This window comes from Roseateles sp. P5_E11 (genome assembly GCF_054049355.1).
In genome coordinates this window covers 1-11,078 of sequence record NZ_JBFUMO010000159.1, presented here as the reverse complement: position 1 = coordinate 11,078, position 11,078 = coordinate 1, and the positions used below count along the sequence as shown (strand labels likewise).

General features: G+C 67.5%; 12 protein-coding genes. 7 read left to right on the top strand and 5 right to left on the bottom strand.

All coding sequences use genetic code 11. From position 1 onward, the window contains the following. From ACXJKR_RS13875 to ACXJKR_RS13845, 7 genes are all read left to right on the top strand, one after another. The coding region (locus ACXJKR_RS13875; RefSeq protein ID WP_457323324.1) for a DUF455 family protein at window positions 1-212 on the top strand (212 nt) is incomplete at its 5' end. Further along, window positions 209-1,126: a DMT family transporter gene (locus ACXJKR_RS13870; RefSeq protein WP_457323323.1), complete on the top strand. Its 918-nt coding sequence runs from the start codon at window positions 209-211 to the stop codon at window positions 1,124-1,126. The genes ACXJKR_RS13875 and ACXJKR_RS13870, both read left to right, overlap by 4 nt. Before the next feature lie 36 nt (window positions 1,127-1,162). Continuing rightward, window positions 1,163-2,479, top strand: coding sequence for an aminotransferase class III-fold pyridoxal phosphate-dependent enzyme (locus tag ACXJKR_RS13865; protein WP_457323322.1), 1,317 nt, complete (start codon window positions 1,163-1,165; stop codon window positions 2,477-2,479). 55 nt (window positions 2,480-2,534) lie between these two features. Beyond that, window positions 2,535-3,683 carry an esterase-like activity of phytase family protein gene (locus ACXJKR_RS13860; protein WP_457323321.1) on the top strand — a complete coding sequence of 383 codons (1,149 nt, stop codon included), beginning with the start codon at window positions 2,535-2,537 and terminating at the stop codon, window positions 3,681-3,683. Between the two features lie 152 nt (window positions 3,684-3,835). Continuing rightward, window positions 3,836-4,729 carry a DMT family transporter gene (locus ACXJKR_RS13855; RefSeq protein WP_056196784.1) on the top strand — a complete coding sequence of 298 codons (894 nt, stop codon included), beginning with the start codon at window positions 3,836-3,838 and terminating at the stop codon, window positions 4,727-4,729. Between the two features lie 164 nt (window positions 4,730-4,893). Continuing rightward, window positions 4,894-5,745, top strand: a complete 852-nt coding sequence (locus ACXJKR_RS13850) for a PIG-L deacetylase family protein (RefSeq protein WP_457323320.1) — start codon at window positions 4,894-4,896, stop codon at window positions 5,743-5,745. Further along, window positions 5,742-6,722, top strand: a complete 981-nt coding sequence (locus ACXJKR_RS13845; RefSeq protein WP_457323319.1) for a succinylglutamate desuccinylase/aspartoacylase family protein — start codon at window positions 5,742-5,744, stop codon at window positions 6,720-6,722. Before ACXJKR_RS13850 ends, ACXJKR_RS13845 begins: the two co-directional genes overlap by 4 nt. Window positions 6,723-6,781: 59 nt before the next feature. Here the strand turns inward: ACXJKR_RS13845 and ACXJKR_RS13840 are convergent, their stop codons facing one another. From ACXJKR_RS13840 to ACXJKR_RS13820, 5 genes are all read right to left on the bottom strand, one after another. After that, window positions 6,782-8,404, bottom strand: a complete 1,623-nt coding sequence (locus tag ACXJKR_RS13840; RefSeq protein ID WP_457323318.1) for a diguanylate cyclase domain-containing protein — start codon at window positions 8,402-8,404, stop codon at window positions 6,782-6,784. After that, a complete protein-coding gene (locus ACXJKR_RS13835; RefSeq protein ID WP_457323317.1) occupies window positions 8,401-9,894 on the bottom strand; it encodes an RAD55 family ATPase in 1,494 nt (497 codons plus the stop codon). Before ACXJKR_RS13835 ends, ACXJKR_RS13840 begins: the two co-directional genes overlap by 4 nt. After that, window positions 9,891-10,316 (bottom strand): hypothetical protein, encoded by a 426-nt coding sequence (locus ACXJKR_RS13830; protein WP_457323316.1) that lies wholly within the window; start codon window positions 10,314-10,316, stop codon window positions 9,891-9,893. Before ACXJKR_RS13830 ends, ACXJKR_RS13835 begins: the two co-directional genes overlap by 4 nt. A gap of 58 nt (window positions 10,317-10,374) precedes the next feature. Beyond that, a complete protein-coding gene (locus ACXJKR_RS13825; RefSeq protein ID WP_457323315.1) occupies window positions 10,375-10,713 on the bottom strand; it encodes a hypothetical protein in 339 nt (112 codons plus the stop codon). A gap of 36 nt (window positions 10,714-10,749) precedes the next feature. After that, window positions 10,750-11,078, bottom strand: a 329-nt coding sequence (locus tag ACXJKR_RS13820; protein WP_457323314.1) for a glutathione S-transferase C-terminal domain-containing protein, incomplete at its 5' end; no start/stop codon positions are given.

The window sequence follows — 11,078 nt, the reverse complement described above, 5'->3', positions numbered from 1 at the left end:
ACATCATCCTGCACGACGAGATCGGCCATGTGCTGGCCGGCAACCGCTGGTACCGCTTTCTGTGCGAGCAGCGCGGCCTGGACCCGATCGCGACCTACGCCGAACTCGCCACCCTTCATCAGGCGCCCAAGCTGCGCGCGCCCTTCAATCTCGAAGCCCGCCGCGCGGCCGGCTTCGACGAAGCGGAACTCGCCGCGCTGGCTCGCCCATGACTCGTTTCCATGCCAATCTGCTGCTCACCTTCGTCGCGCTGATCTGGGGCTCGGCCTTCGTCGCGCAAAGCCGCGGCATGGCCGACGTCGGCCCGTTGCTGTTCACCGGCGTGCGCTTCCTGATCGGCTCTCTGGTCGTGCTGCCGCTGGCCGTGCTGGAGTGGCGCCGCCTCGGCCGCGAAGGCAGGCCGCTGGTGAAGCTGGACGGCCTTCACATTGCCGGCCTGGGCCTCTTGATGACGCTGGGCGCCGTCATGCAGCAGATCGGCATCCAGCACACCAGCGTGACCAATGCCGGCTTCCTGACCGCGGTCTACGTGCCTCTCGTGCCGGTGCTGGCCTGGCTACTGTTGCGCCAAGTGGCGCACTGGTCGGTCTGGCCGGCGGCTGCGGGTTGCCTGGTGGGCGCCTTTCTGCTGTCGGGCGCGCATGAGCTCCACATCGGCCTGGGCGACCTGTGGGTGGCCGGCTCGGCCATCCCCTGGGCGGTGCATGTGCTGATGGTGGGCCGCTGGGCCGACCGCATGAGCGCACCCTTCCTGGTTGCCAGCGGCCAGTTCGCTGTCTGCGGCCTGCTGTCGCTGATCGCGGCCTTCGGCATGGAGCCGGTGCACTGGGGCGGCCTGGTCGCTGCCGCCTGGCCCATTGCCTACACCGGCATCGTCTCGGTCGGCATCGCCTTCACGGCCCAGGTCGTGGCCCAGCGCTACGCCCATGCGGCGGACGCGGCCATCATCCTGTCGGCCGAGACCCTGTTCGCCGCCGCCTTCGGCTATGCGCTGCTCGGCGAGCGGCTCAACACCGCCGGGCTGATCGGCTGCGGCCTGATGCTCGCCTGCATCCTGCTCGTGCAGTTGATGCCGCTGGTGAGAACCCTGAGGCAACGGCAAATTCTGACCAACCCGTCAAATTGACTCTAGACTTTGGGCTCCTTTGTCGAGGAGCCCCGCATGAGCGCTGACGTTTCCAAGCTTGACGCCTATTGGATGCCCTTCACTGCCAACCGGCAGTTCAAGCAGGCGCCGCGTCTGCTGACGCAAGCCGATGGCATGTATTTCCGCGACGACAAGGGCCGCGAGATCCTCGACGGCATCGCCGGCCTGTGGTGCGTCAACGCGGGCCACAACCGCGCCAAGATCGTCAAGGCCATCCAGGAGCAGGCCGCGGAGCTGGACTTCGCACCGCCCTTCCAGATGGGCCACCCCAAGGCCTTCGAGCTGGCCGAGCGGCTGGCGGCCATCGCGCCCACGGGCATGAACCGCGTGTTCTTCACCAACTCGGGCTCCGAGTCGGTGGACACCGCGCTGAAGATGGCCATCGCCTACCACCGCGTGCGCGGCGAAGGCGCCCGCACCCGCCTGATCGGCCGCGAGCGCGGCTATCACGGCGTCAACTTCGGCGGCATCTCGGTGGGCGGCATGGTGGCCAACCGCAAGATGTTCGGCAGCCTGCTGGCCGGCGTCGACCACATCCGCCACACGCACGACCCGGCGCGCAACGCCTTCTCGGTCGGCGTCCCGCCGCATGGCGCCGAGTTCGCCGAGGACCTGGAGCGCCTGGTTGCCCTGCATGATGCGTCGACGATTGCCGCCGTGATCGTCGAGCCCGTGGCCGGCTCCACGGGCGTGCTGCTCCCGCCCCAGGGCTATCTGCAGCGCCTGCGCGAGATCTGCGACAAGCACGGCATCCTGCTGATCTTCGACGAGGTCATCACCGGCTTCGGCCGCACCGGCAGCCCGTTTGCCGCCCAGACCTTCGGCGTCACGCCCGACCTGATGACGGTGGCCAAGGGCATCACCAACGGCTGCGTGCCCATGGGCGCGGTGTTCGCGCAGCAGAAGATCCACGACGCCTTCATGACCGGGCCCGAGCACCTGATCGAGTTCTTCCACGGCTACACCTACTCGGCCCACCCACTGGCCTGCGCCGCCGGCATCGCCACGCTGGACACCTATGCCGACGACGACCTGCTGACCCGTGCGGCGCGCATGGAAGGCGAATTCGCCAAGGCGTTGCACTCGCTGCGCGAGGAGCCCAATGTCATCGACGTGCGCAATATCGGCCTGGTCGGCGGCATCGAGTTGAAGCCGCTGGACGGCCAGCCGGCCAAGCGCGCCTTCAACGTCTTCCTGGACTGCTGGGACAAGGGCCTGCTGATCCGCACGACCGGTGACACCGTGGCGCTGTCGCCGCCGCTCATCATCGAGAGTGGCCACATCGAACGCATCGTCGACACGCTCAGAGGCGCCCTGCGTCGCGCCGCATAATCCGCGCCCCGTGGCGGCAGTACCGGCGCCGCGGCCCCGCCCTGGAGTTTTCCCAATGAAATGGCTACTCGCCCTGCTGCTTGCAGGGTCCGCCCACGCACAGACCCTGAACTACATCGGCCAGCAGATCGTGCCGACGAGTGCAAGCTTCCGCGGGGTGCCGGTCGGTGGCCTGTCCAGCATCGACTATGTGCCCGCCACCGGCCGCTACCTGGCCATCTGCGATGACCGCAGCGACCGCGCGCCGGCGCGCTACTACGAGCTGAGCCTGGACCTGTCCAAGTTCCGCCGCAGCGCCAACCCCGGTGAGGCCGGCGTGGCCTGGGTCGGCATGACCACCATCCTCGACCTCGACGGCCAGCCCTTTGGCCGCAACCAGGTCGACCCCGAGAGCCTGCGCCTGGACGCCAAGCGCAACCTCATCTACTGGGCCAACGAGGGCCAGCGCGTCTCCAGCTCCTTGCAGAACCCGACCGTGCGCCGCATGAGCCCCGACGGCAAGCCGGCCGGCGARTTCCCGGTGCCGGGCTACTACAACCCCCTGGGCAGCGCCGGCGGCATCACGCCCGGCGACGTGGGCGTCTATAACAACCTCGCCTTCGAGAGCATCGCCATCACGCCCGACGGCAAGACGCTGTGGACGATGAGCGAGAACGGCCTGGCCCAGGACAGCCTGCCCACGGCCGTGGGCCGCGGCAGCCGCGCGCGCATGCTGTCCTTCGATCTGGACAGCGGCAAGGCCGGCGCCGAATACATCTACGACGTCGGTCCCGTACCCTTCCCGCCGGCGCGCCAGGGCGATTTCGCCACCAACGGCGTGCCCGACATGCTGGCCCTGTCGGCCCATGAGTTCATCGTCATCGAGCGCGCCTTCGCCGTCGGCGCCGTGACGCCGGGCATCGCGGCGCTGACCAAGCAGCCCACCAGCAACACCATCAAGCTCTACCTGATCGACACACGCGGCGCGACCGATGTGTCGGGTTGGTCCAGCATCAAGGGCCACGAGGTCGTGCCCGTCAAGCGCACCATGCTGCTGGACCTGTCGTCGCTGAAGAACGACGACGGCAGCGTGCTGGCCCTGGACAACATCGAAGGCATCACGTTCGGTCCGATGCTGGAAGGCAAGCGCACGCTGATCCTGGTGTCCGACAACAACTTCAATCCCGCGCAGTTCACGCAGTTCCTGGCCTTCACGGTTGAATGAGCCCCTCGCCCAGTCTTGCGCCGGCTGAACGCCGGCAGGCCTGGTCGGCCCCCCGCGGGGACGGCGATGCTTGCGGCATTGAGCCGCAAGCACATCGCCAAAGCGGGCCGGCTAGGGAGCGGCCCGGCGCTCGGCCCGAAAGCCAATAGCAAATGCATCCCGTCCCCTGGCGCGCCTACGCGCTGCTGGCAGCTAGCACCAGCCTGGTCGGCAGCTATGTCGGCCTGTCCAAGCTACTGGTGGCGGCCTTTCCCATCTTCCTGCTCGCCGGCCTGCGCTTCGGCTTCGCGGCCGTGCTGATGCTGCCCTGGCTGAAAAAGCCCGCCCACGAAGCGCCGCTGGATGCGCGTTCGCGCTGGCTGCTCTTCCTCGAATCCTTCCTCGGCAACTTCCTGTTCTCCATCTGCATGCTGTTCGGGCTGCGGCAGAGTTCGGCCGTCGTCGCCGGCGTCATCATGGCCGGCATCCCGGCGGCGGTGGCGCTGCTGAGCTGGGCCTTCCTGCGCGAGCGCTTGGGCGGCCGCGTGCTGGCCGGCATCGCCTGCGCGGTCGGCGGCATTGCGCTGGTGGCCAGCGGCAAACAGGGTGGCGGCGCTGAGACGACGCCGGTGGGCGCGCTGCTGCTGCTCGCGGCCGTGTTCTGCGAGGGCTGCTATGTCGTCATCGGCAAGAAGCTGACCGCCGGCCTGGGCCCGAAGCGCATCAGCGCCCTGATCAACCTCTGGGGCCTGGTGCTGGTCGCGCCACTGGCCATCTGGCAGGCCCTGAGCTTCGATTTCGGCGCGCCGCGCGTGCTGGACTGGGCGCTGCTGGGCTACTACGCCGCCACGGCCAGCGTCATCACCGTCTGGCTGTGGATGGCTGGCCTGAAGGGGCTGCCGGCGGCCAAGGCGGGGGTCTTCATGGTCTTTCTGCCGATCAGCACGGCGCTGATCGGCCTGGCTCTCGGTGAATCCATCTCCGCCCTTCAGGCCCTGGCCTATGGCCTGGCCTTATTGGGTGTGCTGCTGGCGACATGGCCGGCCAAGGAGCCAGCGAGGCCGTGAGCGYGGCCCGCGCCGGGGCGAGTTGCGGTGGCCGGCAAGGCGCAGGTGACGCGGCGTGGCGGGTGCCACKCAAGGAGCCGGCAACGCCGCCGGGTGCCGCAACTCGCCCCGGCGCGGGCCRCGCTCACGGCCTCGCTGGCTCCTACTCTCTGTAGGATGCCGGCATGTCCCTGGATGCCGATCTCGCGCGCTGGCGCGAGCACCTTTCCCGCTTTGCCGAGCTGTTGGGCAACCCGCCCGACCGCGTGACCGCACCCGGCCGCGAGCCAAGCCCCGGCCATTGCCTGATCTTCGCGCCCCACCCCGACGATGAATGCATCGTCGGCGCCCTGCCGCTGCGGCTTCAGCAGGAGGCCGGCTGGCGGGTCGGCAATGTCGCCGTGACCCTGGGCAGCAATCCCGAGCGCCGCGAGTCGCGCTGGACCGAGTTGCAGGACGCCTGCGGCGTGCTCGGCTTCGACTGCATCCGCGTTGGCGAGGACGGCCTGTCGGACGTGCGCGCCGACACGGCCGAACGCGAGCCGCAGCTCTGGCGCGCCCATGTCGACACCATCGCCGCGCTGCTGGCCCGGCATCGCCCGGCCCTTGTGCTGGCACCGCATGCGCTGGACGACAACCCCAGCCACCGCGGCGTCTACCGTCTCGTCGCCGAAGCGCTGGCCACCGCACGCCTGGACGCGGTGCTGGCCCACACCGAGTTCTGGTCCACGCAGTCGGCACCCAATGCGCTGGTGCAGACCAATATCGCCGACACCGCCCGCCTCATCGCCGCGCTGGAGCGCCACACCGGCGAGATCGAGCGCAACCCGTATCACCTGCGCCTGCCCGCCTTCCTGGCCGACGCCGTGCGCCGCGGTGGCGAGCTGGTGCTGGGCGCCGGCGAGGAGCCGCCCGACTTCGCATTCGCCACCCTCTATCGCCTCGTTGCCTACCGCGCCGGCCAGCCCGCCGCCGAACTGCCGCGCCGCGTCTTCTCCGCCGACAAGGCCCTGTCTTCCGCCCTGCTCCAGTCATGAACCAGCCCACCCACATCCGTGTCCACCAGTTCGCCGGCTTGCAACCTGGCCCGCGTTTCCTCGTTACCGGCGCTGTGCATGGCAATGAAGTCCACGGCACCAAAGCCATGGCCGAGATCATTCGCCAGCTCGATGCCGGCGAGCTGAYGCTGCTGCGCGGCACGCTGACCCTGGTGCCCATCGTCAACCCGCTGGCCCACCAGCTGAACCGCCGCGAAGGCGACCGCAACCTCAACCGCAACCTGCGCCCGCCGGTCATCGCGCATGATTTCGAGGACCGCATCGCCCGCCAGCTCTGTGCCTTGATCGCGCAGCACGACGGCATCCTCGACCTGCACAGCTTCCAGGGCCAGGGCCCGGCCTTCGCGATGATCGGCCCGCGCAACAACAGCGGCGAGCTGGAGCCCTTCTCTCAGGAGGCGACCGAATCGGCGCTGGCCGCGCGCCTGGGCGTGGGCCGCATCGTCGAGGGCTGGCTGTCGACCTATGCCCTGGGCCTGCAGCGCCGCCAGCAGCGCGAGCACGACGGCTCGCGCCGCGCCTCGCTGATCTCCGACCCGCACTACGGCGTCGGCACCACCGAGTACATGCGCTCCACCGGCGGCTGGGCCATCACGCTGGAATGCGGCCAGCATCTGGACCCGAACGGCCCCGAGGTCGCGCGCCTGGCCATCCTGCGCTCGCTGGTGTTCCTGGGCATGCTGGACGCAAGCGCCGTCGAGCCACACCGCCCCACTCAGGCGCCTGAGCTGCTGCAGCTCTACGACGTCATCGACCGCGAAGCCGAGGGCGACCAGTTCGAGCAGAGCTGGGCCAGCTTCGACGCCATCGCGAAGGGCCAGCGCATCGGCACCCGCGCCAGCGGCGAGGCCGTGCTGGCACCGAGCGAGGGGCGCATCGTGTTCCCGAACACCAAGTCCGCGCCGGGAACCGAGTGGTTCTACCTGGCGCGGCCCAGCGACCGCAAACTCGCCTGAACGCGGCGGGCAGCTCCGCCATCGAGGCCGCCAGCTGTATGCCGGCCTGGCGTCTGCACTCAAGGCGTGGCAAGTGGGGCCAGGGGCAGCTTGACGATGAACTCGCTGCCCTTGTCATGGCCCGCGCTGACGGCCACGACTGTGCCGCCATGGGCCTCTACGAGCTCGCGCACCACCGCCAAGCCAATGCCTAGGCCGCCGTGGTGCATGGCCATCGCGTGCTCGTTTTGCACGAACAAGTCGAATACATGCGGCAGCGCCTCAGCCACGATGCCGATGCCGTTGTCCGACACGGTGACCGAGATCACGCGATCGATCACGGCAGCCGTGAGGGCGATGTGGCCCCGGTCACGCGTGTACTTGACCGCGTTGTCGAGCAGATTCCGAAAAACTTGCTCGAGCCGCACTGGATCGCCATGCACGTTCAGCGGGCCTTGTGGAAGAGAAACGCGCAGGCGCTGATGCTTCTCGTCCATCGCCGGTTGGCAGGACTGGGCCACCTCGCCAAGGATCTCCACCAAGTCAACATTGCCGCAAACCAGATGGAACTTGCCTGTCTCGGCGCGAGATCCATCCAGCAAGTCGTTGACGATGCGGGTCATGTGCGCCACCTGCCGCTTGATGACCTCCTGCAGCCACGCATGCCGGCTTTCATCACCGCGGGATCGGCTCAGCAATTCCGCGGCATTGCTCAGTGGTGCGAGTGGGCTGCGCAATTCGTGCGCGACCATCGCCAAATGGATGACATGCTGCTGATGCGCGCTCGTGGCCCGCTCCGCCGATACCCTGGATGCGAGCGCTGACAGGAGCAATTGCTCGTTGGCGTCACGCAAAGCATGACGGTGGGGATCCGGGCTGGGCGTTGCATCCAGCGGCACAGGCTGCGTCCCCAGGCCGTGCGTGTCGCCGAAGTCCGGCACGTGCCCGCTGTCAGGCACGTCTTCTGCGCCGTGGAACTGGAACATGGCACCGCCCATCTTCTTGGCGCGGTACATGGCCGAATCGGCCTTGTCGATGAGCTGCATGGCCGTACGACCGTCATCGGGGTAGATCGCGATGCCGATGCTGGCACTGACCCTGAACGCGGGCAGGCTGTCGATGCGAATTGCAGCAATCCCGTGCAGCATCTTCAGTGCAATCTGGGCGGCGTCACCGGCTTTCGATATCTCGGCGAGGAGCACCAGGAACTCGTCACCGCTGTGGCGACTGACGGTGTCCGAATCGCGCACGGCCATCCCAAGATTCAGGGCGACCAGCTTGAGCGCCTCGTCGCCGATCAGATGGCCGAAGTTGTCGTTGATGTGCTTGAAACGATCGATGTCGACAAACAGCACCGCACTGCGTGTGTGCCGGCGCTTGGCCATCGACAACGCTGTCTGCAGCCGGTCCAGCATCAGCGCGCGATTGGGCGTGTCGGTCAGGGCATCGCGCTGGGTGATGCGCGTCATCGCCATCAACTTGTCCGTCGCCGCCTCGGCAATCGCCTCGGCTTGCATCACCGCCAGCACGAGTTGCTCGTTCGCGTCCCGCAGTTGCGCGGCCTGCGAGGCGCCGAACTGCTGCTGCACCTGTTCCAGGTCTTGCCGCAGGCGCAGGAGCTCCGCACGGATGGCACCGACGTCTTCGTCAGGCTGCTGTGCTTGGGCAGGTGGCGCCCGCGGCGGATGGGCGTCGTCGCTCACGGCGGCTTCGGTGCTCGAAATGACGCAGGAGGCGCCGGAGCCCCTGCCTGGCGGGTTGGCCGGCCGGCCAGCTGGCCTTCATAGCCCTCCAGCATTGCGCCGATCTGGATGCCCTCGTCGTTGACGTGGAACAGGCGCAGCTCGTTGGAGTGCGCGCTGGCGCGGACCTTGACGACGGCCAGCACGCGTTGCAGGCGGCTGTCCACCTCGATATACCGCTGCACGATGATGGCGTCGGTCAGGAAGGCCGTGCCATAGGGACTGAAGCGCAGGTCGTCATAGCGGTCTTCCAGCTCCGACGTCATCAACAGCGTGGCGCCGGTGCTGGCCAGTGCGGTGACCATGCGCGCGAGCGACTCGCGGAAATCCTCGCGGAAGGTTGGCGCGAGCGCGAGCTCGAAGCCCGACAGCGAGTCGATGACCACGCGGCTCGCGCCCAGGCGTTGGATCTCCGCGATCAGCAAAATCGACAGTTCGTCGACCGACATGCCGGCCGCCTGCGTGTCCACAAGCCCGACGCGGCCGCTCCCGACCAGCTCGGCCACCACCGGCGTGCGCGAGAGATTTGGGCGCTGCTCGAAGGAGGCGATGACGCCCGTMTCGCCGTGCCGTGCGCCTTCTGCAAGAAAGGCCGAGGCCAGGATGGTCTTGCCCGAACCCGAGGGCCCCGCCACCAGCAGTGAATAGCCGCGTGGCAGGCCGCCGCCCATCAAGGCGTCAAGGTCGGGCACGCCGATGCTGAGCCGCTCGCCTGTTTCAGCGCCCGCATTGACGGGCGGAAACGACTGCAGCACGGGAGGAAAGACGGTGATGCCGTCAGAACCGATGCGGAAGGTGTGCAGGCCGGGCGAAGTCGCCTGGCCGCGCAACTTCATGACTTCCATGTTGCGCACGACGGAGTTGCGCTTGGTGCTCTGGCGCAGCCAGATCAGACCATCGGCGACGGTGAAGACGGGGTTCGGATCAGCGTCGGTGAAGTACTCGCCGATCAGGAAGGTCGTTGCCTGCCAGCTGGTCATCAACATGCCAAGCTGTTGCACGAAATGCTGCAAGGTGATGTAGCTGTTGCCGTTGCCTTGGCTGGCCAGCATGACCGAGCGGAAGGAGTCGACGAAGACCAGGCCGGGGCGATGCTGCTCGACAGCAGCAACGATCTTTTCGAGCACCTTGTCCAGATCCCCGGCGGCGGTGTCGTCGGCCAGGTTGATGAAGTAGATCGAACGGTTGACCTCGTCGCTGTCGAAAAACTCGAATTGCTGCATGTAGCGCAGCATCTTCAGCGGCGGTTCGCCAAGCACGGTGAAATAAAGCGCCGGTCGTTCGGGCGTGGCAAGCGCGAACATCATCTGGTGCGCCAACGTTGTCTTCCCGCAGCCCGGCGGGCCGGCAATGATGTTGAACGAGAACTCCGGCAGGCCACCGCCCAGCACCTGGTCCAAGCCCTGCACGCCTGTGGCCAGGCGGTTGATGGTTGCTTTGGCGGTGGTCATGTCTGGGAGTCCTGTGCGGGCGCGTCGGTGGAAGGGGGTGCCCATACGGGATCCAGCAGCCGCTCCGTGAGCGTGGCGCCGATCAGGCTGGACAGGAGGTCGTAGAAGGTACTCAGCAACGCAGCATTCAGCGCGGCGGCTTCGGCGCTGGCTTGACCCGCCAGGACCGCGCGCAATGCACGGAAATCGCCAGGGCGGGCATCCGCATTTGCAGCGGCGGCCAGCGCAGGATGAGCGGTTCGCGTGAGGTGCAGGCTGCGCTTGAGCAGCGCTGCAACGCCATGGCGCCCGACGATGGGTGACAAGGCGGCGTCGATCCGGCGCCAGACCTCACAGGATGCGTCGGCAATCACCGCCGCACTGGCGCCCTCTGCGAGCTGACGTGCCAGGACCGCTTCGATATGTTGCGGTCCAGTTGACATGCACGACCCCATCAGTTGCCGCAATGCGGACTGACGGATGGTACCCCCCCCCGCGTGGCTAGTACTGACCGATGAACTGGAAGTGAAGCTCGGGCGACTGCGGAAAGTCCGCCGCCCTCAGCTTGGCCATGACGTTAGCGGCGAGAGAAGAGAGCTGCTCGACGGATTGCGTCACGTACTGATCATGCTCGATGCCCAGTGAGGCCAGCCTTGTGCCGATGTACAGGAAGTAKTCTTCACCGTCTGTCATGCGTCCCGTGTAGGTTTCCAGCCCGACCGACCTCGCCTTCTGGCAACGGACATCGCTGCCCGTATCGCAGGCGTCAAGCCCCTCCTCGTCGTCAGGGTCGAGCTCGAACTTGATGCCGTAGAAGGCGATGAATGCGTCCGCTCCCATGGTGCTGCCTTTCAATGTCTGACGGTGATCGATGGCCTACGCCATCGTGCCTCTCATCTCCATCGCCGCTCGCCAGCGCCGCAGATGGGGATGCTCGTCACCGGGCTTGACCTTGACGACCCGCGCAAAGTCCACCGCCACCACGGCCGTGATGTCGGCAATGCTGAACTGGCCAGCGGCGATGAAGTCGCGCTCCGCCAGATGCGCGTTCAGCATCGCAAAGAAGGCCTGCACCCGCGCCTGCCCGCGCTCGGCCAGCGCCGGGATCTGCGCGTAGTCCAGCGGCCCCGCCAGCGCGCGGTTGACCATGGCCGGGCTGCTGTTGCGGAATGCCTCGGCAATCGCCAGCAGGCCTTCGAACTCGA

Coding starts and splice junctions, on each gene's coding strand:
- ACXJKR_RS13870 (WP_457323323.1), top strand. CDS start 209: ATGACTCGTTTCCATGCCAATCTGCTGCTCACCTTCGTCGCGCTGATC.
- ACXJKR_RS13865 (WP_457323322.1), top strand. CDS start 1,163: ATGAGCGCTGACGTTTCCAAGCTTGACGCCTATTGGATGCCCTTCACT.
- ACXJKR_RS13855 (WP_056196784.1), top strand. CDS start 3,836: ATGCATCCCGTCCCCTGGCGCGCCTACGCGCTGCTGGCAGCTAGCACC.
- ACXJKR_RS13850 (WP_457323320.1), top strand. CDS start 4,894: ATGTCCCTGGATGCCGATCTCGCGCGCTGGCGCGAGCACCTTTCCCGC.
- ACXJKR_RS13830 (WP_457323316.1), bottom strand. CDS start 10,316: ATGTCAACTGGACCGCAACATATCGAAGCGGTCCTGGCACGTCAGCTC.